26 protein-coding genes and 1 tRNA gene are annotated in these 22,941 nt (G+C 70.6%); 10 read left to right on the top strand and 17 right to left on the bottom strand.

Annotation, left to right across the window (positions count from 1 at the left end; genetic code table 11):
* Positions 1-65: 65 nt before the first annotated feature.
* The 4 genes from NIE79_RS33685 to NIE79_RS12470 all read right to left on the bottom strand — a co-directional run bounded on the left by NIE79_RS33685 (position 66) and on the right by NIE79_RS12470 (position 4,922).
* Entirely contained in the window at positions 66-1,496 is a 1,431-nt protein-coding gene (locus tag NIE79_RS33685) for an ABC transporter substrate-binding protein (RefSeq protein WP_274524009.1), read from the bottom strand.
* Positions 1,497-1,933: 437 nt separating this feature from the next.
* Positions 1,934-2,704, bottom strand: coding sequence for an IclR family transcriptional regulator (locus NIE79_RS12480; protein ID WP_238678784.1), 771 nt, complete (start codon positions 2,702-2,704; stop codon positions 1,934-1,936).
* A gap of 169 nt (positions 2,705-2,873) precedes the next feature.
* A complete protein-coding gene (locus tag NIE79_RS12475) occupies positions 2,874-4,322 on the bottom strand; it encodes an AAA family ATPase (protein WP_238678700.1) in 1,449 nt (482 codons plus the stop codon).
* Between the two features lie 528 nt (positions 4,323-4,850).
* Positions 4,851-4,922, bottom strand: a tRNA-Lys gene (locus NIE79_RS12470).
* Positions 4,923-5,072: 150 nt separating this feature from the next.
* Here NIE79_RS12470 and NIE79_RS12465 point away from each other — a divergent pair.
* The 4 genes from NIE79_RS12465 to NIE79_RS12450 all read left to right on the top strand — a co-directional run bounded on the left by NIE79_RS12465 (position 5,073) and on the right by NIE79_RS12450 (position 8,172).
* A complete protein-coding gene (locus NIE79_RS12465; RefSeq protein ID WP_238678699.1) occupies positions 5,073-5,495 on the top strand; it encodes a PadR family transcriptional regulator in 423 nt (140 codons plus the stop codon).
* The gene (locus NIE79_RS12460) at positions 5,492-6,541 is read left to right on the top strand and encodes a GlsB/YeaQ/YmgE family stress response membrane protein (RefSeq protein ID WP_238678698.1); all 1,050 of its coding nucleotides are present in this window, start codon (positions 5,492-5,494) and stop codon (positions 6,539-6,541) included. Before NIE79_RS12465 ends, NIE79_RS12460 begins: the two co-directional genes overlap by 4 nt.
* A gap of 109 nt (positions 6,542-6,650) precedes the next feature.
* The gene (locus tag NIE79_RS12455; RefSeq protein ID WP_238678697.1) at positions 6,651-6,953 is read left to right on the top strand and encodes a hypothetical protein; all 303 of its coding nucleotides are present in this window, start codon (positions 6,651-6,653) and stop codon (positions 6,951-6,953) included.
* A 136-nt stretch (positions 6,954-7,089) separates the two neighbouring features.
* Positions 7,090-8,172, top strand: coding sequence for an NAD-dependent epimerase/dehydratase family protein (locus tag NIE79_RS12450; protein WP_238678696.1), 1,083 nt, complete (start codon positions 7,090-7,092; stop codon positions 8,170-8,172).
* Between the two features lie 121 nt (positions 8,173-8,293).
* Here NIE79_RS12450 and NIE79_RS12445 read toward each other — a convergent pair whose 3' ends face one another.
* The 8 genes from NIE79_RS12445 to NIE79_RS12410 form a co-directional block, all read right to left on the bottom strand.
* Positions 8,294-9,478 (bottom strand): hypothetical protein, encoded by a 1,185-nt coding sequence (locus NIE79_RS12445; RefSeq protein WP_238678783.1) that lies wholly within the window; start codon positions 9,476-9,478, stop codon positions 8,294-8,296.
* 15 nt (positions 9,479-9,493) lie between these two features.
* Positions 9,494-10,240: a ZIP family metal transporter gene (locus NIE79_RS12440; protein ID WP_238678695.1), complete on the bottom strand. Its 747-nt coding sequence runs from the start codon at positions 10,238-10,240 to the stop codon at positions 9,494-9,496.
* Positions 10,241-10,294: 54 nt separating this feature from the next.
* On the bottom strand, positions 10,295-11,470 hold the full coding sequence (locus tag NIE79_RS12435) for a GNAT family N-acetyltransferase (RefSeq protein ID WP_238678694.1): 1,176 nt from the start codon (positions 11,468-11,470) through the stop codon (positions 10,295-10,297).
* An 83-nt stretch (positions 11,471-11,553) separates the two neighbouring features.
* Entirely contained in the window at positions 11,554-12,246 is a 693-nt protein-coding gene (locus NIE79_RS12430; RefSeq protein ID WP_112637984.1) for a hypothetical protein, read from the bottom strand.
* Entirely contained in the window at positions 12,243-13,088 is an 846-nt protein-coding gene (locus NIE79_RS12425; RefSeq protein WP_238678693.1) for an ABC transporter ATP-binding protein, read from the bottom strand. Before NIE79_RS12425 ends, NIE79_RS12430 begins: the two co-directional genes overlap by 4 nt.
* Positions 13,085-13,423, bottom strand: a complete 339-nt coding sequence (locus NIE79_RS12420) for a PadR family transcriptional regulator (RefSeq protein ID WP_238678692.1) — start codon at positions 13,421-13,423, stop codon at positions 13,085-13,087. The genes NIE79_RS12425 and NIE79_RS12420 overlap by 4 nt, the downstream gene beginning before the upstream one ends.
* A 102-nt stretch (positions 13,424-13,525) precedes the next feature.
* A complete protein-coding gene (locus tag NIE79_RS12415; RefSeq protein WP_238678691.1) occupies positions 13,526-14,245 on the bottom strand; it encodes a PP2C family protein-serine/threonine phosphatase in 720 nt (239 codons plus the stop codon).
* Positions 14,246-14,360: 115 nt separating this feature from the next.
* Complete coding sequence (locus NIE79_RS12410) at positions 14,361-14,921, bottom strand: helix-turn-helix domain-containing protein (protein WP_238678690.1); 561 nt, start codon at positions 14,919-14,921, stop codon at positions 14,361-14,363.
* Between the two features lie 55 nt (positions 14,922-14,976).
* Between NIE79_RS12410 and NIE79_RS12405 the strand changes: the two genes are divergently transcribed.
* On the top strand, positions 14,977-16,272 hold the full coding sequence (locus NIE79_RS12405; protein WP_238678689.1) for a benzoate/H(+) symporter BenE family transporter: 1,296 nt from the start codon (positions 14,977-14,979) through the stop codon (positions 16,270-16,272).
* On the opposite strand, the gene NIE79_RS12400 is transcribed toward NIE79_RS12405, so the two are convergent.
* The 4 genes from NIE79_RS12400 to NIE79_RS12385 form a co-directional block, all read right to left on the bottom strand.
* Positions 16,185-16,556, bottom strand: a complete 372-nt coding sequence (locus tag NIE79_RS12400) for a hypothetical protein (protein WP_091395802.1) — start codon at positions 16,554-16,556, stop codon at positions 16,185-16,187. The genes NIE79_RS12405 and NIE79_RS12400 overlap by 88 nt on opposite strands.
* A gap of 239 nt (positions 16,557-16,795) precedes the next feature.
* Positions 16,796-17,047 carry a hypothetical protein gene (locus NIE79_RS12395; RefSeq protein WP_238678688.1) on the bottom strand — a complete coding sequence of 84 codons (252 nt, stop codon included), beginning with the start codon at positions 17,045-17,047 and terminating at the stop codon, positions 16,796-16,798.
* Positions 17,048-17,128: 81 nt separating this feature from the next.
* A complete protein-coding gene (gene mscL, locus NIE79_RS12390) occupies positions 17,129-17,602 on the bottom strand; it encodes a large conductance mechanosensitive channel protein MscL (protein WP_238678687.1) in 474 nt (157 codons plus the stop codon).
* Between the two features lie 39 nt (positions 17,603-17,641).
* Positions 17,642-18,355, bottom strand: coding sequence for a FadR/GntR family transcriptional regulator (locus NIE79_RS12385; RefSeq protein WP_372471481.1), 714 nt, complete (start codon positions 18,353-18,355; stop codon positions 17,642-17,644).
* A 50-nt stretch (positions 18,356-18,405) separates the two neighbouring features.
* Between NIE79_RS12385 and NIE79_RS12380 the strand changes: the two genes are divergently transcribed.
* Entirely contained in the window at positions 18,406-19,686 is a 1,281-nt protein-coding gene (locus NIE79_RS12380) for an MFS transporter (RefSeq protein ID WP_238678686.1), read from the top strand.
* 13 nt (positions 19,687-19,699) lie between these two features.
* Here the strand turns inward: NIE79_RS12380 and NIE79_RS12375 are convergent, their stop codons facing one another.
* Positions 19,700-20,056 carry an STAS domain-containing protein gene (locus NIE79_RS12375; protein ID WP_091395791.1) on the bottom strand — a complete coding sequence of 119 codons (357 nt, stop codon included), beginning with the start codon at positions 20,054-20,056 and terminating at the stop codon, positions 19,700-19,702.
* Positions 20,057-20,219: 163 nt separating this feature from the next.
* Here NIE79_RS12375 and NIE79_RS12370 point away from each other — a divergent pair, with 163 nt between their 5' ends.
* From NIE79_RS12370 to NIE79_RS12355, 4 genes are read left to right on the top strand one after another with little or no spacing between them, the layout of a single operon-like run.
* Positions 20,220-21,080, top strand: a complete 861-nt coding sequence (locus NIE79_RS12370) for an STAS domain-containing protein (RefSeq protein WP_238678685.1) — start codon at positions 20,220-20,222, stop codon at positions 21,078-21,080.
* On the top strand, positions 21,080-21,490 hold the full coding sequence (locus NIE79_RS12365; protein ID WP_238678684.1) for an STAS domain-containing protein: 411 nt from the start codon (positions 21,080-21,082) through the stop codon (positions 21,488-21,490). Before NIE79_RS12370 ends, NIE79_RS12365 begins: the two co-directional genes overlap by 1 nt.
* Positions 21,487-21,906: an anti-sigma regulatory factor gene (locus NIE79_RS12360; RefSeq protein ID WP_238678683.1), complete on the top strand. Its 420-nt coding sequence runs from the start codon at positions 21,487-21,489 to the stop codon at positions 21,904-21,906. Before NIE79_RS12365 ends, NIE79_RS12360 begins: the two co-directional genes overlap by 4 nt.
* Positions 21,903-22,916 (top strand): SpoIIE family protein phosphatase, encoded by a 1,014-nt coding sequence (locus tag NIE79_RS12355; RefSeq protein WP_238678781.1) that lies wholly within the window; start codon positions 21,903-21,905, stop codon positions 22,914-22,916. Before NIE79_RS12360 ends, NIE79_RS12355 begins: the two co-directional genes overlap by 4 nt.
* Positions 22,917-22,941 lie beyond the last annotated feature (25 nt).

The following is a 22,941-nucleotide window of genomic DNA, read 5'->3' as shown; positions in this document are numbered from 1 at the left end:
GAGGGAGCCGGGTCCCGACGGCGGGGATTTCCTCGCCGCCGGGACCCGCGCAGGACGGACCGACCTCACTGTGGCAGCCCCTGCTGGTTGAAGATCTGCACCATCTTCGCGTGGGCTGCCGTCACGGCCTGCGCCGGCGCCGCTCCCTGCACGACCTGCTGCATCATGTCGGTCAGGACGTAGGCCGATCCCACCGCCTGCTGGCCCGCGCTGGCCTTCTGCGGGAAGGCCAGGCCGTTCTTCGTGTTCAGCGGCAGCTTCAGTTCAGTGATTCTGCGCAGCATGGGGAACGCCGCGTCACCGCTGGTGAAGAACGGGTCGGCGTCCCAGACCTTCTCCCAGGCGGGCATCACCAGACCGGGCGCCTCCTTCGCCACCCCGAGCAGCGCGGGCGCGCTGACCAGGTACTGCGCCAGGAGCTTGGCGAGCGCCGGGTTCTTGGCCCCCTTGAAGATGACGAAGCCCTGCGACTGGCCGAGCAGCAGCGGGTTGTCGGTCGCCGGCCCGATGCAGTCGGAGAACACGTGGGTGTTCGCGTGCACCGGGTTCTTCTTGGTCCGCGAGTCGGCGTAGACGCTGAACTGGTTGCGGGTGTAGCCGAGGATTCCGGCGAGCCAGTTCTCGTTGTTGCTGGTGTCGGTCCAGCTCGCGATCCCCGGCGGCAACATCGGCTTGTACTTGGAGTTGGTGTAGATGTCGCCGAGGAAGGCCACCGCCTGCACCGTCTCCGGGGAGTTGAACGTGACCTTCCGGCCATCGTTGGAGGCGATCGACCCGCCGTAGGCGTTGATCAGCGCCTCGATCATTCCGTTGCCGTCACCGGACCGGTTAACAGTCATGCCCCAGCCGAACCGGCGCTTGGCCGGATCGGAGATCTCCAGGCACAGGTCCCGCAGCTCCTCCCAGCTGTAGATGTCCTTGGGGGAGATGCCCTTGTCCTGCATCCAGTCCTTGCGCAGGAACGACCCGATCCCGATGAAGTGGTACGGGATGGCGAACCACTTGCCGTCGAAGACGCAGAAGTTCTTGGCCTCGGCGCAGGGTTCGCCGTACTTGGCGGTCAGCGCCTGGACGACGTCGGTCACGTCCTCCAGGTCGCCCAACGCCTGGAACTGCGCGACGAACCGCGAGTCGGTCATGAACGCCAGGTCACGGGCCACCCCGCCCTTGACCTCGGCGTCGATCTTGGCCACCACGTCACCGGCGTCGGCCTGGACCAGACTGTTCTCGATCTTCGTCCCGGTGCTGTCGGCGAACTTCTTGATCGAGCCGTCCAGGGCCTCGTTCGCCGCCGTCGAGTAGAGCTTCTGCGACAGCATGCCCATTGAGGAGCCCTTCATCGCCGCCGCGGCGTCGATCAGCTCCTGCGGAACCTCCGGCTGCACTTTGCTGGGCGATTCGGAGCTGTCCCCGCACGCGGCCAGACCGGCCGCGCCGAGCACCCCCACTCCCGCTCCCAGAAAGCCGCGCCGTGACCACACCGACTTGTCCTCCATGGACACCCGCCTCCTTCTTGTCCCGCGCACGGCTGCACGCCGAAGGTCCAGCTGGCGAACACCGCGATGGTTGTGTTGCAGTTGGTTTCTGCCGGCGACCACCGAGGGACGCCCGTCGAGATCAGTTCGTTCGTGGCTTCCTACGGTGGTGAGCGGGCCCGCCCGTCACCGTGGGACGTCCGCTCACGCGCGCTTCGTCGGAGCCACCCGAGGCATGTCGGGTGGCGCTTCCCGGGTGGCGCGACGAGGTTGAGGCGATCGGCGACCGGGCCGAGGTGGTAGCGCTGACGTTCCAGTTCGGTCGGGTCACCTGACCACCGCCGTTCGAGATTTCGAACTAGGTTCGATATACCGTATCGAGTGGTCGCGACGCTAGGGCAGCGCGATGAGCAATGTCAATGTTTCGATGTTGTTTCGAACCGAAAGCGGGAGGTTGCCTACCGAGGTTGCGCTCGGTAGCCCATGCGAGCCGACAACACGGCCGCGCCCTCGCGAACCAGCCCGGTCCACTCCACCTGCACCTGAGGCGTCCAGCGGATGATCGGCGCGGACAGACTCATTCCAGCGATGATGGCGCCGGTATGGTCCCGGATCCCCGCGGCGACACAGCGCATCGCGGTGTCCGACTCCCCGATGTCGACAGCGACACCCTCCGCCCGGACACGGTTCAGATGATCACGAAGAAGGTCCGGGTCGGTGATGCTGTCCGGCGTCATGCCCGGCAGGGGGTCCTTGAGCAGGACGACGTCCAGGTCCGCCTGATCGAGAGCCGACAGCAGTACCTTGCCGACTGCCGTGCAGTGCGCGGGCAGCCGCAGCCCGACCCCGGAAACCATCCGAACAGGGTGGGTGCTGTCGAACTTGACGAGATAGATGACATCGGCACCGTCGAGCACCGCCACATGAACCGCCTCGTCACACGCGGCGGCCACATCCCGCGCGACGCCCTGCGCCTCGCGTACCAGATCAAGCCGGCCCGCGAACGCCGCGCCCAGCTGGAACAGCGGCATGCCGAGCCGATACTGCACCGGCTGCCCCGGTACGGAGATCAGGTACGCGCGAGCCTCAAGCGTCACGAGCAACTCGTGGACAGTCGTGCGGGGCAGATCGAGTCGCTCCATCACCTGGCGGGCCGACAGCTGGGGGCAGTCCAGAAACAGTTCGAGGACGTCGAGTGCGCGGATGACCGCCGGTACCACACGGGGCATGTCGAGAGTCCCTTCGCAGCGCCGGACCCATGTCAACGATCTCCACACGGGCCAGCACCTGAAGAGGATATCTACGTCAGCTTCCGGCGCCAGGGTTCGGACTCGTCGTCGACTGGAGCCATCTCGACGCGGTCAGATCGTGCCGCGTCCATCGGCACGTTGGACAGCATCAGACCGACCAGGCGCTGACGATGTCGTCCGGTCCCCAGATGAGATCCGCAGCCCCGGCCGGGAGGTCGGCTCCGGATCGGCTGACGACGACCAGGCCGCTGGTCCCGGGCTGAAAACCCGGGATCGTCGGGGCGTGGCGCCGCAATTCGTCGAGATGGTGCCTGTCGAACGGGCCGTCCTGCCACTTGATCGAGCCGGCGAACGCGATGTGGGAGGCGATCGGGGCGCGGTCGGCTCCGACAAGATCGATCTCTGGGTTGGATTGTCGGTTCCACCAGCCGCCGACCTCCCACGTGTCGGTCCAGGGCAAGCCTCCAGCGCCGGCGGCGATAGCGAGCGCATCGCGGATGATCGGCTCGACGGCGTTGCCCCGCCAGGTGGACCACCGACTGTCGAAGATGGCGCGTGCTGCCGCCGTTCGATCGCGCAGAACCAGTTGATGCACATCGCGCAGAACGGCCAGGTGCAGGCGCAGGTTGCTGTCAGCGATCCGGTATTGGGCCAATTTGCTGGGCTTGGTGGACAGCGGCTTGTCGACAGCAAGGACCTGCTTCTCCTCGACGAGCCGGTGGAGCAGCGGGGACAGGGTGCCGGAGCTGACTGGGCCGCCGCGGTCGCCAGCGGCAGCGGCGATGTTGCTGAACGTGCGGCTACCTGTCCCGCCGACCGCTTCCAAGATGCGCCGGGCAGTGTCCGGAGCGGGAAACTCCGACGCCAGAGACTGTTCAGGGACGGTGAACAATGCTGAGGTCTTGTTGGAGACCTCCTGACTGAGGAAATCGGCGGGTGGCGTTCGCGGGGACCACTCCAGGGCGATACCGGGCAGCCCGCCGGTGATCAAGTGGGCATCGATCGCATCCGCGCCACTCAACCCGGTCACGGCCGCGGTTTCGGCAGGATTGAACGGGCCGAGAACCATGTTCGTGGCCCTGCCGTAGAAGGGTCGGTCGTATTCGGTGAACCGCTGCATCATGTGTAGATCACTGCCGAGCAGCAGCAGTAGCACTGGCTTGCTGGAGATGAGCCGGTCCCAGGCGACCTGGAGGTGCCCGTCGAACGTCGTGTCCTGCTCGGAGATCCAGGGCAGTTCGTCGAGGACGACCACACTCGGCGTATCGGGCAGCACACCCGCCAGGACCCGCAACATGTCCCCCCAGCCACCCGTCGGCGGCTGGGACGGCAGAAGGTCACGACCGCCGGGTGTCAGCAGCGACGAGTCGCGTAAGGCGCCAAGAAAGTAGCCGACCGCTTCGATGCTCGATGCGCCCTTGACCGCTGTGTAGAAGCAGTACGGCAGATCGACGCGGTCGCACAACTCCTGCACCAGCCGCGACTTGCCAACCTGTCGCCGTCCGCGGATAGCGACAGAGCGGCCCTCGCCGGTGCGACTCACATGATCAAGCTGTTTGGTGAGTAGGTCGAGTTCCGTGCGCCGACCGATGAACATCGACCCTCCGAAGCTAGATCGAGTCTTACTTCGAACCAGTCTACCTAATGCGGGGGTCGCTGCTGGCGCGCATCACCGCTCGCCATCGGGCTGACGTAAAAAGTGCCCAGGGTACGACAATCACCACGAAACTCTCTGCCGTCGCGGCCTCGGCTTGTCGATCGCTGGAACTGGCTCGTATTGACCGCCTACACCCTGCTACGCCTCGCTCGAGGCGCCGTCCGCCGACCTGCGCCGCCCCCGGGGGCGCCCAACGCCTCCCAGCCAGGACCGAGTCGACCACCCGGACTACGCAACCGCCACCCGGCAGCGCGCCACGACGGACGCATCGTCACCGCACACCGCCAGTGCAAAACCGAAAGGCAGCACGAAGAAAAACGAAGACTTCGAATAATCCGAGGCCAACGCCCGCGCGGCCTGACCGGCACCTCCTGCGGCAGGCAGACGGCAAGACCATGAATGAGTTGTGCGCTGGTTGGGCCCGATGATCTTCGGGCGACGTCTCTGCAGCTCAAGTGCGCTGTTGAGTGGGCCGCCAGGGACTCGAACCCTGAACCTATGGATTAAAAGTCCACAGCTCTGCCATTGAGCTAGCGGCCCGCGCGCTCAGGTTACCCGACCGTCCGCGCCCCGGCTGATGTCCGCCCCCCGGTCCGGAGGAGCGATGTCGATCTACGCCATGACGGTGTGGGCGAAACTTTCCGCACCGCTTTGTCACCGGTATAGCTTCATCACCGATATATTGAGGTCATGGCCACACCCACGCCGCTGCGGGAACCCACCTTCTTGATCCTCACCGCCCTGGCGCGGGAGTCCATGCACGGCTACGGCATCGTCAGCGACGTCGCGGCCCTCTCCGGTGGGCGGCTGGCGCTGCGGCCCGGCACCCTCTACGGCGCACTGGACCGCCTCACCGACGAGGGACTGGTCGAACGGGACCGCGAGGAGGTGGTCGAGGGGCGGCTGCGCCGCTACTACCGGCTCACCGAAGCCGGCCGGTCGGTGCTCACCGCCGAGACCGAACGACTGCGCCGCAACGTTGAGGCCGCCACGCAGCGGCTACGTGCTCGGCCTGCGGGCACCCGCACCGCCGACGGCACCTCACGCGGCCCTCTCACCATCCCCGGAACCGCCGCCCGCCCCATCCTTCGACCGACCGGAGGCCCGGCATGAACCAGCCCAACCCCGCGCCGGAACACACCGGGTCGCCGCTGGAGTCCCGCTACCGGCGGCTGCTGTGGGCCTACCCGGGTGACTACCAGGCTGAGCGGGGCGACGAGATCGTCGGGACGTACCTCGACACCGTCGATCCGGGGCGGCGCTGGCCATCCCCACACGACGCCGTCGATCTGCTCGGCGCCGGGCTGCGGGAGCGACTGCGCGGGTACGGCGCTCTCGGGCTGCTTGCGGCTCTTCCGCTGGCCGCGACCGCGGCGCTGAACACTCTGGTCGCGGTCTCCGCCTTCCTGCTCCTGCAGGTCGAGTTCGAAGATCCGCGTTTCGCTCGGCTGGACCCGGTTGGTCCGTTCCAGACCCTCGGCGCCCTGATCTGGTTGGGTTGGCTGCTCGTCGGCCTCACCGCCACGGCGCTGCCCGGGGCCTGGGCTCGCACCGCTGCCGCCGGTGGTCTCCTACTGACCGTCGCCGTGCCGCTCGTGGCCGCCGTCACCGGACAACCTGGGCCGCCGCTGTTCGTGCTGGCCCCCGCCGTGGCGCTCGGCCTGGCCGCGCTCGCGCTGCCCTCCCATCCCGGCTGGGTCGCGCGTAGCCTGCCGCCGCTCACGGCCGGTTGTGTGACGGCCGCATCGGTGGCATTCAGCGCCGCCGAGAACGGGGGGAACATGTTCACCTCGTACGGCTCGACCCCCGAAATGCTGGCGATGGCCGGGGGGTTGATGTTCGCACTGGTCCTGCTCGTCGGCCTCGGTCGCGCCCTGCGAGCCGATGACGCCGGCCTCTGGGCGACCCTGCTGCTCGTCACCCCGGCCGGCCTCTTCGGCGCTGACCAACTCGGCCAGGCGATCTGGGGTACCAGCGGCGGCGGACCCGCCCCGACGACCTTTGCCGTCACCGCCGGGTCGATCCTTCTCGTCGGCGCGGCGCTGCTGGCAGCAGCCCTCGCCGGCCAGGCCGCCCGACACCAGACCGTACGTCGACGAGTGCTCGACGACGCCTGCCCGACCTGCGGACACCGCCCGACCGCGATGACAGGGACCTGACCTCGGCGGGATCAGCGCTGTGGCGGGGGTCGGGTCGGTGATGTGGAGTGAATCGAGCGACCTCGCCCGATGCCGCATGGGTGCGCATCGGTGGGGAACCAGGACGGGCATGGGATCGACCCGATTGCCGGCCGTGGCGGCCTCCGGGGAGGAGGTCGGGCGCGATGGCGCGCGCCAGCCGGGTGGCGAGGTGCACGCTTGGCTGCCCGGCCAGAACCAGACGGTCTGCGGCCTGGCGCTGAGCCGGACCCGGCTGCGCCGCTTCCCGCACGTGCGCTTCGACTACTCGGGTACCGATGTGCTCACCGAGGCGGACGCGGTGGGCTGGATCTGCCCACGCTGCCTGGCCGCCACCGCCGGTAGGCGGGGCAAGGAGAAGCACGGCTGGATACGGGAGTCACCTCGCCCTTGATCGACTCGGGATCCCGGAAGCCGGGCTGTCCTGGGCGCTCGGATACCGCGACTTTCAGGAAGTCGAGTGGATCAAGCCGGGCGCGCCGCCGGCTGGTGGGTGGTTGAGCTGCTGCTGGGCGGGTACGGGGTCGGGCATGCGGATCGTGGTGGTGGGGGCGAGCGGCAACGTCGGTACGGCGGTGCTGCGGCGGCTGCGCCGGGAGCGGGGCGTGGAGTTGGCCGGTGTCGTTCGGCGGTTGCCCGGCCCGGATGCCGGCGAGCCGTACGACCAGGTGGAGTGGCACTCCTGCGACATTGGCGCGCCGGGCGCGGTCGGGCAGCTCGCCGAGGTGTTCGCGGGTGCGGACGCTGTCGTGCACCTGGCCTGGCAGATCCAGCCCAGCCACGACCAGCGGGTGCTGCGCCGGACCAACGTCGAGGGCAGCCGGGCGGTGATCAACGCGGTGGTCCAGGCCGGTGTGCCGGCCGTGGTGTACGCCTCGTCGGTCGGCGCCTACGCGCCCGGCCCGAAGGACCATCCGATCAGCGAGCGGTGGCCGGCCACCGGTGTGCCCGGTTCGTCGTACAGCGAGCACAAGGCGGAGGTGGAGGCGCTGCTGGACGGGCTCGAACAGGATCACCCGACGCTGCGGGTGGTGCGGATGCGCCCCGGGTTGATCTTCCAACGGGCCGCTGGTGCGGAGATCACGCGTTACTTCCTCGGCCCGTTGGCGCCGGTGCGGCTGCTGCGCTTCGGCCGGATCCCGCTGGTGCCGACGAACCGCCGGTTGCGGATGCAGGCGGTGCACGCCGATGACGTGGCTGACGCGTACGCCAGGGCGGTATTGGGTGATGCGCGCGGCGCCTTCAATGTCGCCGCGGACCCGGTGCTCACTCCGGAGCTGGTGGCCCGGCACTTCCATGGTTGGACGGTGCCGGTCGCCGCGCCGGTGCTGCGGGCGGCGGCGGCGCTGACCTGGCGGGCGCGGCTGCAACCGGTCGACGCGGGCTGGGTGGAGCTGGGTCTGAACGCCCCGCTGATGTCCAGCGAGCGCGCGGAGACCGAGCTGGGTTGGCAGCCCAAGATCAGTGCGCTGACGGCGCTCAAGGAACTCTTCGCCGGAATGGCCGAGGGCGATCACACGGCAAGCCCGCCGATGTCCGGCGCGCGGGACCTGCCCGGCCGCCCCGCCGCCCTCCTCCACGCTCGCCCCCCAGGCGAAGGAAACCCGTACTGAGCCCACCCGGCTTGTTGATCAAGAGCTTTCGGTCAGGAAACGCCGCCCCGATGACCGAAACCTCTTGATCACCGGCGTGGGCACGCGGGGGCGGGCGCCGGTGTGCGGCAGGGCGCGGGCGTTAGGAGAGCTTGGAGTTGGTGACCGTGGGGTTGCGGGCGCCCAGGAAGAAGATGCCGGGGAAGCCGCGGGTCTCGAACTTGGCGCTGGGGTTGCGGCGCAGGGTCGAGTTTTCGATCTTCATCGTGCCGGTGCGGTTGTTGCTCACGAAGAAGACCGCGCCGCCGCCCTCGTTGGCAGTGTTGTTCTCGATGATCGTGCCGGCGATCCGTACTGTGAACTCGTTGCCGTCGCAGTAGATCGCGCCGCCGCTGCCGCCGCCGGGCGTGCCGGACTTGGCCGGGTTGGCGCCGCTGCCGATCGCCTCGTTGTTCCTGAGCAGGCTGTTCAGCACCACCCACGACACGCCGATGCTGCTCAGTGCCCCTCCGTTGGAGCAGGAACCGCCGTCGAAGGTGCTGCCCACCACGTACACCGGCTTGTTCTCGTACTGGCTCAGCACCCGGACGGCCGCGCCACCCAGGTCGGGGCCGGTGCGGTCGCAGCGGTTGCGGACGAAGCGCGAGTTGACCACCTTCAGCCGCCCGCCGCGGACGAAGATCGCCCCACCGCCGCCGCCCTCGGCCTTCTCGCCGGTGGAGTTGCCGTCGGCGAAGGTGAGGTTCTGCACTGTGAGCTGCGGGTGATCCTGGTTCTGGCAGTGCGAGGTGGTGAAGCCCTGGGCCTCGTCGCAGGTGTTCATGTAGAGGATGCGGCGCTGCCCCTGGCCACTCAGCGTGACAGTGCCGCCGCCGTCCAGCACGATCTTCGGCCCGTTGGCGTTGCGCACCTTCGCGGTGGCGGCCATCTTGATCGTCACCGGGGCCGGTCCACAGTTGAACGTGATGACACCGCCGGCCGCGACGGCCTTCACGACCGCCGCGGAGGTGCAGCTCGCCGGGGTGCCGGTGCCGATGGTCCGGGTCGGCTTCGAGGTGTCCACCGCCCGCGCCTCGGCCGGCACTGTGGCTCTGCCGTTCGGGTTGCCGGCGGCGAGCACCTTGTTGGCGGGCTTCGGGCTCGCGCTGGCCCCGGGGCCGCCGAGGCCGTCGCGAGCCCCCGGCGCGTCGCCCTGACCGCCGGTCGGCAGCGCCGTCGGCGTGGCGGTCGAGCCGGCCTCGAAGGTGGGGGTTGGGTCGTTGGGCGCGCAGGCGGGCAGGGCCGCGGTGGCGACACCGAGGACGAGGAGAGCGGCAAGCGACGTCATGCGCACCCCGTGATGCTAGTGGGAGAGGGCGAACGCGGTCAGGAAGCCGGCCACCGTGATCAGACCGACCAGTAGGTGTGCGTTCTCGAACGCCTCCGGGACCATGGTGTCGGTGATCATGGCGAGGATCGCCCCGGCGGCCAACGCGGTGATGGCGGCCAGCACCTCCGGCGGCGCGCCACCCAGCAGCGTGTTGCCGACCAGCGCGGCGACGCCACTGATCAGCGCGATCCCGGCCCAGAGCAGGAACACGTACCGTCGGGTGCGGCCGGCCTGGCGCATACCGGCCGCGCTGGACAGCCCCTCCGGCACGTTGCTGAGGAACACCGCCGCCACCGTGACCAGGCTGACCGCGCCGCCGCTGAGCAGGCTGGCGCCGATCACTACCGATTCGGGTATGCCGTCGAGCAGCGCGCCGACGGCGAGCGCCGACCCGGAGCCGGGCTGTTCGCCCTCGGAGGGCTGCTGATCGCCGGACCGCTTCCGGTGCCGGGCGCCGTGCCGGGCGAGAACCAGGTTGGCGAGGGTGTAGACCAGCGCACCGACGGCGGCACCGAGAACGGTGGGCAGCAGCCCGCCCTGCGCGTGCGCCTCGGCGATCAACTCGAACGACACGGCGGAGAGCAGAACCCCCGCGCCGAACGCCATGATCGACGCGATGACGCGCTGCGGTACCCGGGCGAACCAGCCGACCGCCGCCCCGACCAGCAGAGCCGATCCCGCCAGCAGCCCCCATCCACCCGCCTGTAACCATTCCGGCATTCGCGGGACCGTACCCACTGCCGCCGAGGCGACAAACCCGATTGTGAGGAGGGCTCAGAAGTCGGCGAAGAGGTACGGCACCCGGCGGGGGAAGAGGCCGCGCAGTTCCGTGGCGGCGTCCACCGACACCTCGCCCAGACCGCGTAGCGGCAGCTCGGCCGGGTCCAGAACCCCGTACGCGAGAGCGGAGAGCCCGGCGGCGGTGAGCGTGGCGGTCGGCGCGCGGCCGGTGGTGTCGTCGACAAGTTCCAGCACGCCGGTCGTGCCGTCGAGCAGGTGGGTTCCGGCCAGCCAGCGGTCCCCGGTCAGCTCGATCCGCACCCGTCCCGGGCCGGCGGGCAGCCCGCTCAACGCGTCCAGCGACAGCAGCCGGGCCATCGGCGCGGACGAACCCGGCACGGCCGTGCGGGCCTCGACGTGCACGTCCAGGTCGGTCAGCCACAGCTCGGGCAACTCGTCGGGTGGAACCTGGACGGTGATCCGCTCGATCTGGTCGACGTGCCGGGCGAAGAACTGCAACAGCAGCGCCCGTGCGAGCGGGTCGGTGGCCAGCAGTTCGTTGCCGTGCAGCGTGCCGCCGTGTTCGTCGATCCGGTACGTCACCGCGCCGGTGACCTCCCCGCCGACCCGGGCGGTGAGCAGCCAGTACTCGTCACGGTCGCGCATCCCGACCGCCCGGTGGTCCGGGAAGATCGCGAAGCCGTGTCGTTCCTGAAGGTTGCGTTCGGTGAACGCCCGCCACGCCGGGTAGCCGGCGGCGACGCGTTCCCAGCCGACCTCGCCGGGCAGGTCCACCCGGAGCAGCGCGGCCAGGTTGGCCGGAGCGAAGGTGACCCGGCGCGGCTTGGGCAGGCCGGCGTAGCCGAACCGGGCGTAGAAGCTGGGCCGGAACGGATAGAGCGCGCTGAGTGGATGGCCCTCGTCGCGCATCTCGTCGAGGAGTTGGTGCAGCAGCGTCCGGACGTGCCCCTGCCGGCGGGCCAGCGGATGGGTCGCCACCCCGGCGACACCTGCCATCGGCAGCACCACCCCGCGCAGGTTCTGTCGCATCGGGATGGCCGAGACGGCGGCCAACGTGGTGCCGTCCTCCTCGGCGATCAGCGTCCGGTTGCCCTGGTTGTAGGGCAGGTAGTCGCGGAACTCGGCGGTGCGGGCAGCACTGAGCGGCGAGGACTCGAAGGCGTACGCGGCCAGCGGGAAACTGGTGGTGAGACGGTCGTCGTCGGTCACCCGGCGGATCATCATTCGCCTATCTCAACCCGCCGCGCGGGTCGCAGCAACCGGATTGGCCCGATCCGCTTCCGGTGCGGCGGTCAGCCGACCGGTAGGTGCCGCAGGTGACGACGGCGGCGCAGGCGGACGCTGGCCACCGCGGCCACGCCCAGGGCGAGCAGTGCGGTGACGACGAGCCCGTGCAGCAGACCACGGGAGAGGTAGCCCTGGTCGGTGTTGTCGACAGTCCAGGTGGCGATCTCCCGGCTCGACCAGAACGGCGTCAACCTCGCCCCGGAACCGGCCGGGTCGATCAGCATCTGCACCGTCACCACTGTGAGAAGCAGCAGTGTGCCCTCCAACTCGCGGGGCAGCAGCGCACCGATCAGCATCCCGAACGGCGCCGCCACCGCGACGGAACAGAGCAGCGCCGCCGCCAGGCCGCCGTACCGCAGGTCCGCGCCGTCGATCATCGGGAGCAGGAAGAAGGGTACGGAGATGACCAGCCCCACCGTCCACAGGCCGAGCATCCGACCGAGATAGAGGTGGTGTGGGCGGTAGCCGGCCAGCCGCAGCCTCGGCTCCAACTCGCGGGCCGCGGTCGTGGCGAACAGCGCGGCGGTGCTCACCGCCCAGCCCACGCCGAGCAGCAGCGAACGGACTGACTGCCCGAGGTAGGCGTCCCGCCGGATCAGGTAGAAGGTCAACGGCATCAACAACAACAGCAGGAGTACGCCCCGACGCCGCAGCAGTTCCCGCAGGGTCATCTCGGCGACGGTGACGAGCCGGTTCACGGGCGGCCTCCCTGGACGCCGGGCGCGTGCCGCCCGGTCTCGTGTGCCGGGGTCAGGTCGAGCACGATGTCCACCCGGTCGAGTTGGTTGAGCAGGTGGGTCACCACGACTATGGCCGTGCCGGCGTCGCGCATCCTGCTGAGCTGGTCCCAGAAGTTGACGTAGGTGCCCTGGTCGAAGCCCTGGTACGGCTCGTCGAGCAGCAGCACGTCGGGGGCGCTGAGCGTGGACATGGTCAGGTTGAGCTTCTGTCGGGTGCCGCCGGACAGTTGGCGGGCCTGCACGTCGCCGCCCGCTTCCCAACCGAGCTGCCGGGCCGCCGCCCGACCGGCGCGGCGGGCCGGGCCCCGGGCCACGCCCTGACCGGCCCCGACCAGCACGAAGTGCTCGTCGGCGAGCAGGAAGTCGGCGGTGCCGCCGGACTGCGGGCAGTAGCCGAGCCGCCCGGAGACCGTCACCTCGCCGGCGTCCGGTGACATGAGCCCGGCGCAGATCCGGAGGAAGGTGCTCTTGCCGCAGCCGTTCGCGCCGACGACGGCGGCGATCTGTCCGGCCCGGACGGTCAGCGTGGCGTCGCGCAGCACTGTTCGCCGCCCGTACCTCTTGGTGATGCCCGCCGCGTGCAGCCGGACCGGCCCGGGGCGCGGTCCGGGCGCGGTGCCGATGCTCTCCACGACAGCACCCGCGTACTGCTGGGGTGGGCCGAAGACAATCCAGGGGTCGCCGCCGCCCTCGCGCAGGTGGGTGGCGGCCTCGGCGACCACGTGCCGTGCGGCGTCCGCCGCGACCCGGCGCTGGTGCAGCTCGGCTGTGAGCGTCCGCAGCCAATCGTCGGCGTTCACCGGGTGACCCCCTTCGTGACGATGTCGTTCACCGGCCGGACGAAGGTGAGCCAGGCGCTGCCGCCGGTGCGGAGCGCCGCGTGCCCGTCGTCGGTGAGCCGGTAGTACTTGCGGGCCGGCCCAGCGCTGCCCTCCCGCCACTGCGCGGTCACCAGGCCGGTCTTCTGTAGGCGCAGCAGCACGGGATAGAGCGTGCCGCCCTGGATCGGCCCGACGCCTGCCGCGTCGAGCGCCTGGGCGAGCTGGTAGCCGTAGGACTCGCCGTTGGACAGCAGGGCCAGGACGCAGATGTCGAGCACCCCCCGCAGCCACTGCCCGCGCCGGTCGGAATCCACGCGTCGGACAGTAGCGGCGCAAGCTAGATGGCACAACCACCTAGTGGGGCAGCGGCACCCGAACCAGTCGGTCCGGGTGAGCCGCCGAGTGAGCCGTACGGGTCAGCGGGCGACGACGTCGGAGACCACGACTGTGACGTTGTCCGGCGCGCCGGCGTGGTGGGCCAGCTTCACCAACTGCTCACCGCACTGCTGACGGTCCGCGTACATGCCCAGGGCCGTGGCGATGGCCTCGTCCTCGACGTAGTCGGAGAGCCCGTCGCTGCACAGCAGCAGCCGGTCACCGGGGGTCACTGTGAGCACCCCGACCGCGGGTGGGGTGTCGGCGCCCTGCACGGCCCGGGTCACCAGGGACCGCTGCGGGTGGTGGCGGGCCTGTTCGGGAGAGAGGGTGCCCTGATCGACAAGCGCCTGCACGAACGTGTCGTCCCGGGTGAGCTGGGTCAGCTCCCCCTCGCGCAGCAGGTAGCAGCGGGAGTCGCCCACCTGGGCCAGCACCAGCGTCTCCCCGGCCAGCAGCGCTGCGGTGAGCGTCGTACCCATGCCGTCCCGGCTCGGGTCGACGGTGATCGCGGCGTGGATGCGCTGGTTGGCGGTGCTGACCACGGCACGCAGGGCGTCGGCGGCGCCGTCGGGGTCGGTGGGGGGAGCCAGTTCGTCCAGGATCCGGATCACGATTTCGCTCGCCACCTCGCCCGCAGGCAGCCCACCCATGCCGTCGGCGACGGCGATCAGGCGGTCACCGGCGAGGGCGGAGTCCTCGTTGTTGGTGCGCACCAAGCCGATGTCGTTGAGGATGACCGAGCGGAGGATCAGCGTCATGGGGTCAAGCTTGCCAAGAACAACCCGCATTCGTCTCTACGCCTCCTACCTAGGTCGAGAAATGATTGCAATTTTCGTCGACGGGGCCGACGGTCCGTGACCGATCGGCGGGGTCTCAGCGGCGCGGATAGCGCAGGAGCAGGCTGGCGGCGACCTCCTCGTCACCCACCGCCGCGTAGCTGTGTGGCACGTCCGACACCCAGCGGAGGTGACCGCCGGCCGGGGCGGTCAGTGGCGCGTCGGCCGGTCCGGCGCGCAGCACCCCGGCGAAGACTGTGACGTGCTCGGTGACTCCCGGCGCGTGGGCGGGGGAGAGCTGCGCGACGCCGGGTGCGACCCGCATCCGGTACAGCTCGTAGGTCGCGTCGGTGTCGGTGAAGACCTCCAGCAGGGTCGCGGTGACCGCGGTCCCGTGCACGACGGGCTCGGCGGACGGCTCGGCCAGCAGGGCGGTGAACGGTACGCCGAGCTGCGCGGTGACCGCCCAGAGTGTCTCCAGGGTCGGGTTGCGGGTGCCGTGCTCCAGGCCGGAGAGGGTGGCCTTTCCGACACCGGCGAGTCGGGCGAGTGTGGACAGCGAGATCCCCTGCTCCTCGCGCAGGGCGCGGACCCGGCGCCCGACGACGGCGGGATCCACGTCGAGGCCCGGACGCGGGGCTGGTGGTGGGTGCGGCACCCGGCTATCGTGCTACACGCTTCCGTTCCGTAAACGGAACAGTCGGGAGGATGGGGTGGCCGGACGCGTGCAACCGGTGCTGGCGGGGGTGGTGACCGCACTGGTGGGCTTCGCCAGCTCGTTCACCGTCGTGCTGGCCGGGCTCCGAGCGGCGGGTGCGTCGGACGCGCAGGCCGCCTCCGGCCTGCTCGCTCTCTGCGTGGCGAGCGGGTTCGTCGCCGTCTGGCTGGGCTGGCGGTACCGGATCCCGATGAGCGCGGCCTGGTCCACTCCGGGCGCGGCGCTGCTGGTGGCGACCGGGCCGCCGCCGGGCGGATGGCCGGTGGCGGTGGGCGCCTTCCTCGTCTCCGCCGTGCTGATCGTCGCGGCCGGGTTGTTCCCGCCGCTCGGCCGTGCGGTGGCCGCCATCCCCAAGCCGGTGGCCGGCGCGATGCTCGCCGGGGTGCTGCTGCCGCTGTGCACCGCCCCGGTCCGGGCGCTGGTCGAGCTGCCGGTGGTGGCCGGGCCGGTGGTCGTCGGCTGGCTGCTGCTGCACCGGTTCGCCCGCCGCTGGGCGGTGCCCGGTGCGCTGGTGGTGGCGGTGGCGGCGATCGCACTGACCGCACCGCCGGCCGGCCTGACCGGTGCCGCGCTGATCCCGTCGGTCACGCTGACCGCGCCGGCCTGGAACGCGTCCGCACTGGTCGGGTTGGCCCTGCCGCTGTTCCTGGTCACCATGGCCGCGCAGAACGTACCCGGCATGGCGGTGCTGGTCGGCTACGGCTACCGGCCGCCGTTCGGCGCGGCGCTGCGGACCACCGGTCTGGCCAGTCTGCTGGCCGCCCCGGCCGGCGGGCACGCGGTGAACCTCGCGGCGATCACCGCCGCGCTGGCCGCCGGCCCCGACGCGCACCCCGACCCGGAGCGCCGGTGGATCGCCTCGGTCACCGCCGGCGCTGGGCTGGCAGTGCTCGGCCTGGGTGCCGGTGTGGCCACCACACTGGTGGCGGTCGCCCCGCCGATCCTCATCGAGGCGGTCGCCGGGCTGGCGCTGCTGGGCGCCCTCGCCACAGCGCTCGCCTCGGCGGTGACCGACCCGGCGACCCGCGAGGCCGCAGTTGTCACCTTCGTGGTGACCGCGTCCGGGGTGACGCTGATCGGTGTGGGCGGCGCGTTCTGGGGCCTGGTCGCGGGCTGCCTGATGCTGCTGCTCTTCCACCGCCGCCAACCCGCCCCTCCCGGGCCGGACCAGCCCATCCCCGCCGCGCGGGAAGGGCGGTGGGGTCACTCCTCGGGCGGCAGGTCGGCCACCCCGACGGCCAGCAGAACCCGGCCGTCGGCCACCGACCCGATCCGGTCGGCCGGTACGTAGACCGCGCCGGTGCGGGTCAGATCGGTCGAGACCTTCAGGTAGCCGCTGTGCAGCAGCCGCGCCGCCAGATCGGCCGGAACGTCCGGTTCCTCGACCGCAGTCGCCTCGATCAGCTCGTCCAGGCTGCTGCCCGGGTCGGCTGTCGGTGTCTGGACGGTCACCGCGTTCGGGTCACCCCGCTGGACGAGGTCCACGGTTCCGACCTCGGTGCCGGCTGAGTCGATCACCGGCATCCCGGTGGTGATCCGCGAGATGGTGGCCTGCTGCTCGTCCTGCTGGTCCATCCCGCTGCGGTTCCCAGGGCGGCGCGACGCTAAACGCCGTCGCTTCGCTGGCGCGCGTCGCTTGGCCCGCTCGCCGATGGGGTAGCGGCAGTGGCTCGAGGCGATGGGCCGGAGAGCGTGATGACCGTGTGGCGTCAATATGCCTCAGAGTCATCACCGTAAAGAGCAGTACCGCCACCGGGAGGCGGAGCCACGGTGGCGGACGAAGGGCCCCCGCACTGTCTGCTGCACCCGCCCACTCAGCCGTTCGGGAGGGTCCAGCCGCCGGGCGGGCGGGGGGACAGCTCCCGCCAGGTGTCCGGGCCGTCGAGCAGCGCCCGGACGGTGTCCTCGGCTTCGTCCGCACTGCCGTACTCGTAGAAACGGGAGATGCCCTCGGCGCCGCCGGCCCGCTGCTCGACGTGCCACCGGTCGGCGTCCACCCGCAGGAAGACGTCCCGCCGGGCCAGCCGCCCCCACTTCCCGTTCCACCAGTGCTTTCGCTGCTCCATGGCGGGACTCTATCGAACACACGTACGAGAAGGTGCGGCCCCTGCGGGAATCCCACAGGGGCCGATGTGCATCCGTTCGGGTCAGCGCTGCGTCGGCGGCTCGGGACGGCGGCCCAGCACGTCGTCCAGCGCCCCGCGCTGCTGGCCCGGGGTGGTGTGGCCGGCGGAGACCAGGGCGTCCCGGATCTCGGTGAGCAACTTGACCTCCTCGCTCGGCGCCGAGGGCGGCGGCTCCTCGCCCCGCTTGCGCCGCTCGGCCAACCGGTTCATCGGGTAGACGACCAGGAAGTAGAGCGCCATCGCGGTCAGCAGGAAGGTGATGGCCGCGTTGACGAAAGCCACCCAGTCGAACGGAATCTCCCGGAACTTGGGGGTCGAGCCACTGAGGCCGTCCTTGTTCCCGGTGATCAGCACGATCATCACCCGGACCAGCGGTTCGAGGAACGACTTGGTGAGCTGGGTGACCACGCCCGTGAACGCGGCGCCGATGACGACACCGACCGCCAGGTCGACGACGTTGCCGCGCATGATGAAGTCTTTGAAGCCCTTGAGCATTCGTACTCCCGAGGTGTCCGCTTTTCTGTCGGGCACAACCTATGCCCGTTCGGCGGGTTCCAGAAAAGCGCCGGCTTCGAGCGCCGCCCGGCCGGGATCGCCGGCCCGGATCGCCTCGACCAACCGGGTGTGGTCGACGTAACGCTCGGGGGTGAGCGCCCCACCCATGGCCTGGGCGACGGTGCTGCGCAAAGCGGTGCCCACCGAGGCGTACAGCTCGGCGAGCATGGTGTTGTGCGCGGCGGCGACCACCGCCGTGTGCAGTGCCACGTCGGCCTCGACGAACGCGTCGACCCGGCCGCCGTGCCAGGCGGCCTCGCGCTGGGCGAGCGCGCCATCGAGCGCCGCCAGGTCTTCCGGGGTACGCCTCAGCGCGGCGAGCCGGGCGGCCTCCACCTCGAAGGCGCGGCGTACCTCGATGACCTCGGTCATCCGGTCGTCGCCGAGCCGGCGGGCGACCACCGGTGCCAGTTCGTCGGTGGACACCACGTAGGTGCCGGAGCCCTGCCGGCACTCCAGAACCCCGGCGTGCACCAGGGCGCGGACCGCCTCGCGGACCGTGTTGCGTCCGACGCCCAGCGCGGCGACCAGTTGTGGCTCGGTGGGGATGCGCCCGCCGACTGGCCATTCGCCGCCGAGGATCCGGGCGCGGAGTTGCTCGGTGGTCTGCCGGACCCGGTGGCCGCGGGGCGGCACTGCTGGCTGGCCGCTGGGCGGCAGCGGCGCGGAGGGGAAATCAACCGACGGTGGCACTGGTTACATCACCGGTCCCAAATTCATCCCATGATTGTAGGTTAGAGGTCATGACCCCGCCACCAACCGCCGCTCCGGCGCTGCCCGCCCCCGCCGCCGTCGACCTCCGCCCGACGCGGGACCCCGGTGCCGGCCGGCGGACGCACCCGGCGACCGGTGGCGCGCTTGTGCTGGTCGGAATGCTTCTGGTCGCGCTCAACCTGCGTGCCGTGGTGACGAGCCTCGGCGCACTGCTCGACGAGGTCCGCGACGGGCTGGGCCTCTCCGGCGTCACCGCCGGTCTGGTCACCACCCTGCCGACCATCGCGTTCGCCGGCCTCGGCGCGCTCACCCCGTGGCTGGTCCGCCGGGTGGCACCGGCCCGGGTGCTGGTGGTCGCCATGCTCGCCCTCGCCGTCGGCCAGGTGCTCCGGGTCGTCACCGACTCGGCCTTGATCTTCGTGCTCACCAGCGCGCTGGCGCTGTCCGGCATCGCGGTCGCCAACATCCTGCTGCCGATGCTCGTCAAGCAGCACTTCCCGCACCGCACCGGCCTGGTCACCGGGGCGTACACGATGGCGTTGACAGTGGGCACGACGGTGGCCGCCGCCTCCGCGGTGCCGATCGCGCACGCCTTCGGGTCATGGCGGGCCGGGCTCGGCGTCTGGGCCGCGATGGCCGCGGTGGCCGTACTCCCGTGGGTGCCGCTGGCGCTGCGGACCCGCGCCTCGGCGCGGCGGGCGACCCCGACGGCGGTGGTCGCCACACCGGTGCGGGTCCGGCCGGCGCGGACCCGGCTCGGCTGGGCGATGGCCGTCTACTTCGGGGCGCAGTCGCTCAGTGGGTACGCGATCATGGGCTGGCTGGCCCAGCTGTTCCGCGACGCCGGTTACCAGCCGGAGTCGGCCGGGCTGCTGCTCGCCGGGGTGACCGCGCTCGGCGTGCCGATCGCGCTGCTGATGCCCACCCTGGCCGGTCGACTCGGCAGCCTTCGGCCGCTGGTGCTCGGGCTGACCACCGCGTCGGCCCTGGCCTACCTGGGGCTGGCGCTCGCACCGCACGGTGCCGCGCTGCTCTGGGTCGCCCTGCTGGCGATCGGTCAGGGAGCGTTCCCGATGATCCTGACCGCCATCGGCCTGCGCGCCCGCACCGCCGAGGGCACTGTCGCCCTCTCCGCGTTCGCGCAGAGCACCGGGTACGTGATCGCCGCCCTCGGCCCGCTGATGGTCGGCATCCTCTACGAAGCCACCGGAGGCTGGACCGCGCCGATCGGGTTCCTGCTGGGCGCCCTGGCCGTGCAGACGACGGCGGGCATGGCGATCGCTCGTCCCCGTTACGTCGAGGACGAGTGACGCACGCTGACGGTCAGGAGGAAGCCGGCGTCGATTCGCCGGCGACTGCCTCATCCACCGTCGGGTAGGTGTGCAGCACCTCGACCAGCCCGCTCACCTCGAGGATGCGCAGCACGCCGCGCTGCGGGGCGGCCAGCCGGACCACGCCGCCAGCCTCGTCGCAGCTGTTCTTGGCGCGGACGAAGACCGACAGACCGGTCGAGTCGCAGAACGAGACGTCCGCCAGGTCGAACACCAGCCGGTTGCGGCCCTTGTCGAGCAGGTCGGTGATCTGGTCCTGTAGCTGCGGTGCAGTGGCCATGTCCAGCTCGCCAGCGACCGCCACGACGACCACGTCGCCGCGTTGTTCCGTGTGCACCGTCAACGACATTCGCCAAGCCTCCTGTTATCGGGGGAACGGTATCCCACGACCACGGTCGGAGGTAGAACGGGAGCCGTGATCCGGTGGCCATCGTCATTCCGTTGCTACGGGGCAAGTAGTTGATCAGGCCCCGGTGATAGAGTCCGCCCGGTCCAGGTCAAGGGGGTTCGAAATGGCGTTGAGCACCGAAGAAAGTGGTCGGCTCGCCGCGCTGCTCAGTGGGCAGAACGAACGGGTCACGACTCGGTGGACCGAGATCGTCACCAGTTCGTTGCGCGGCCGGCTGAGCCAGGCGGAGCTGCGCCGACAGGTCCAGGACCTGCACAGTGCCATCGTCGCCACCGGCGAACAGGGCACCATCGACCTGTCCGCCGACAACGCCGGCGAACTGCGCGCCGCGCTCTCCGAGCTGTCCCGTGGCCGGGCCCGGCAGGGCTTCTCCGCCACCGAGACCACGATCAGCATCTTCGCGCTGAAGGACGTGCTGGCCGAGCTGGTGCAGGAGAGCGGCGGCCCTAACGCGCTGCAGGACTACGTCGCCTTCTCGAAGCTGGTCGACGAGATGGGCCTGTTCACCTTCGAGAGCTTCGTCCGCACCCGCGAGAGCCTGATCGCCGATCAGGCCGAGCAGCTGCTCGAGCTCTCCACGCCGGTCGTCAAGCTCTGGGAGGGCGTCGTCGCCGTGCCGCTGGTCGGCACCCTCGACTCGGCCCGGGCCCAGGTCGTCATGGAGCGGCTGCTCCAGACCCTGGTCGACACCGGCTCGCCGTACGCGATCATCGACATCACCGGCGTACCGGCGGTGGACACCCAGGTCGCCCAGCACATCCTGAAGACAGTGGTGGCCGCCCGGCTGATGGGCGCCGACTGCATCATCTCCGGCATCCGTCCGCAGATCGCGCAGACCATCGTGGCGCTCGGCATCGAGTTCGGCGACATCGCCACCAAGGCGAGCCTCGCCGACGCGCTGCGCCACGTGCTGCGACTCACCGGGGTGGAGACCGCCCGCCGCCCGCCGCGTCGGGCCGTCTGATGGAACGCGTACCGATCCTCAAGATCGGCGACATCCTGCTCGTCTCCATCCAGCTCGACATGTCCGACCAGACGGCGGTCCAGCTCCAGGAGGACCTGGCCGAGCGGATCGTGGACACCGGCTGCCACGGCGTCATCATCGACATCACAGCGCTGGACATCGTCGACTCCTTCGTCGGACGGATGCTCTCCACCATCGCGTCGATCTCCAAGGTGCTGGACGCGGAAACTGTGGTGGTCGGCATGCGTCCGGCCGTCGCCATCACCCTTGTCGAACTCGGGCTGTCGCTGAACGGCATTCGTACCGCCCTGAACGTGGAGCGCGGCATGGAACTGATCGCGGCGGCCCACGCCGACGAGCTCGACTACCAGCTCGACGACGATTCGGACGCCGAGACGGCCACGCCGTGACCGCGGGCATCGACCTGGGCCAGCCACAGGCGCAGTCGGTCCGCAGCGACGAGGACGTGGTGCGCGTCCGGCAGCTGGTCCGCGCCGTGGCGGTGGCCAGCAAGCTGTCCCTCGTCGACCAGACCAAGGTGGTCACCGCGGCGAGCGAGTTGGCCCGCAACACCCTGGTGTACGGCGGCGGCGGTTCGGTCGAGGTGACGGTCGTGGACAACGGCCGACGCAACGGCGTGCAGATCGTGTTCGCCGACTCCGGGCCGGGCATCGCCGACCTCGACCTCGCCATGACCGACGGCTACACCAGCGGCGGCGGCCTCGGCCTCGGGCTCAGTGGGTCGCGACGTCTGGTCGACGAGTTCCAGATCGAGACGTCAGCGGAAACCGGCACGCGGATCACGGTCACCAAGTGGTCCAGGTGAACGCCGACGCGGTCACCGACAGTGGCATCTGGTTCCGGGTGGAGGCCAGCAGCGCCGCGAGCGCCGTCCGGCGCGCCGCCGAACGCCTCGGCGCACAGGTGGAGATGGGTGCGGCGCGCATCGCCGACCTGGCCATCGTCGCCGCCGAGCTGACCAGCAACCTGGTCAAGCACGCCGACGACGGTGTCCTGCTGCTCCGACCGGTACGCCGCGCCGGGCAGGCCGGGGTGGAGTTGGTGGCCATCGACTCCGGGCCCGGCATGGCCGACCTGACCGTCTCGTCCCAGGACGGGCACTCCACCACCGGCACACTCGGCATCGGTCTGGGTGCCATCGTCCGACAGGCCAGCTGGTTCGACGGATACTCACTTCCCGGCAAGGGCACCGTCCTCGCCGTGCAGGTCTGGCCGGCCGAGGCGGCTCAGCCGTCCTGGGCCGGCGCTCTGACCCGACCGCTGACCGGCGAGACGATCAGCGGCGACGGCTATGCCGTACGGGTCATCGACGGGCGGCACCAGGTGCTGGTCAGCGACGGGTTGGGGCACGGCCCGCTCGCCGGGGCCGCCACCGACGCCGCCTTGGCCGCGTTCCGCGACGCCCCGGCCGGCCCACCGGCGATGGTGGTCGGTCACCTGCACCGGAGCATGTCGCACACCCGGGGCGCCGCGCTCGCCGTCGGCGAGCTGATGCCGGAGGCCGGCGTGCTGCACTACGCCGGCCTGGGCAACATCTCCGGCGTGGTCGTCGAGGGTGACGGCCGCCGTCGAGGGCTGGTGTCACTGCCCGGCATCGCCGGCCACCAACGGCCGGCGATCCGCGAGTACGACTACCCGTTCGGTCCCGGTGCCCGGCTGGTGATGCACAGCGACGGGGTGGTCGACCGGTGGCGGATGACCGACTACCCGGGCCTGGCCGAGCGATCCCCGCTGGTCATGGCGGCGACCCTGCTCCGCGACGCCGGTGTGCGACGTGACGACGCCTGCGTACTGGTTGCGAGGTCGTGGGCGTGAGCGGGGAGCCGGCAGCGCTGCCGCT

This window comes from Micromonospora trifolii, from assembly GCF_022229005.1.
Lineage (GTDB): Bacteria > Actinomycetota > Actinomycetes > Mycobacteriales > Micromonosporaceae > Micromonospora > Micromonospora trifolii.
Note: the sequence above shows the minus strand (reverse complement) of the source record. Positions and strands in the feature narration are given on the sequence as shown.

What these genes read in the sequence shown, in the direction of transcription:
- NIE79_RS33685 (WP_274524009.1), bottom strand. Translation starts at nt 1,496, where the DNA reads ATGGAGGACAAGTCGGTGTGGTCACGGCGCGGCTTTCTGGGAGCGGGA.
- NIE79_RS12480 (WP_238678784.1), bottom strand. Translation starts at nt 2,704, where the DNA reads ATGCCCCGTGTGGTACCGGCGGTCATCCGCGCACTCGACGTCCTCGAA.
- NIE79_RS12475 (WP_238678700.1), bottom strand. Translation starts at nt 4,322, where the DNA reads ATGTTCATCGGTCGGCGCACGGAACTCGACCTACTCACCAAACAGCTT.
- NIE79_RS12465 (WP_238678699.1), top strand. Translation starts at nt 5,073, where the DNA reads ATGGCCACACCCACGCCGCTGCGGGAACCCACCTTCTTGATCCTCACC.
- NIE79_RS12460 (WP_238678698.1), top strand. Translation starts at nt 5,492, where the DNA reads ATGAACCAGCCCAACCCCGCGCCGGAACACACCGGGTCGCCGCTGGAG.
- NIE79_RS12455 (WP_238678697.1), top strand. Translation starts at nt 6,651, where the DNA reads ATGGGATCGACCCGATTGCCGGCCGTGGCGGCCTCCGGGGAGGAGGTC.
- NIE79_RS12450 (WP_238678696.1), top strand. Translation starts at nt 7,090, where the DNA reads ATGCGGATCGTGGTGGTGGGGGCGAGCGGCAACGTCGGTACGGCGGTG.
- NIE79_RS12445 (WP_238678783.1), bottom strand. Translation starts at nt 9,478, where the DNA reads ATGACGTCGCTTGCCGCTCTCCTCGTCCTCGGTGTCGCCACCGCGGCC.
- NIE79_RS12440 (WP_238678695.1), bottom strand. Translation starts at nt 10,240, where the DNA reads ATGCCGGAATGGTTACAGGCGGGTGGATGGGGGCTGCTGGCGGGATCG.
- NIE79_RS12415 (WP_238678691.1), bottom strand. Translation starts at nt 14,245, where the DNA reads ATGACGCTGATCCTCCGCTCGGTCATCCTCAACGACATCGGCTTGGTG.
- NIE79_RS12400 (WP_091395802.1), bottom strand. Translation starts at nt 16,556, where the DNA reads ATGGACCAGCAGGACGAGCAGCAGGCCACCATCTCGCGGATCACCACC.
- NIE79_RS12395 (WP_238678688.1), bottom strand. Translation starts at nt 17,047, where the DNA reads ATGGAGCAGCGAAAGCACTGGTGGAACGGGAAGTGGGGGCGGCTGGCC.
- mscL (WP_238678687.1), bottom strand. Translation starts at nt 17,602, where the DNA reads ATGCTCAAGGGCTTCAAAGACTTCATCATGCGCGGCAACGTCGTCGAC.
- NIE79_RS12380 (WP_238678686.1), top strand. Translation starts at nt 18,406, where the DNA reads ATGACCCCGCCACCAACCGCCGCTCCGGCGCTGCCCGCCCCCGCCGCC.
- NIE79_RS12375 (WP_091395791.1), bottom strand. Translation starts at nt 20,056, where the DNA reads ATGTCGTTGACGGTGCACACGGAACAACGCGGCGACGTGGTCGTCGTG.
- NIE79_RS12370 (WP_238678685.1), top strand. Translation starts at nt 20,220, where the DNA reads ATGGCGTTGAGCACCGAAGAAAGTGGTCGGCTCGCCGCGCTGCTCAGT.
- NIE79_RS12365 (WP_238678684.1), top strand. Translation starts at nt 21,080, where the DNA reads ATGGAACGCGTACCGATCCTCAAGATCGGCGACATCCTGCTCGTCTCC.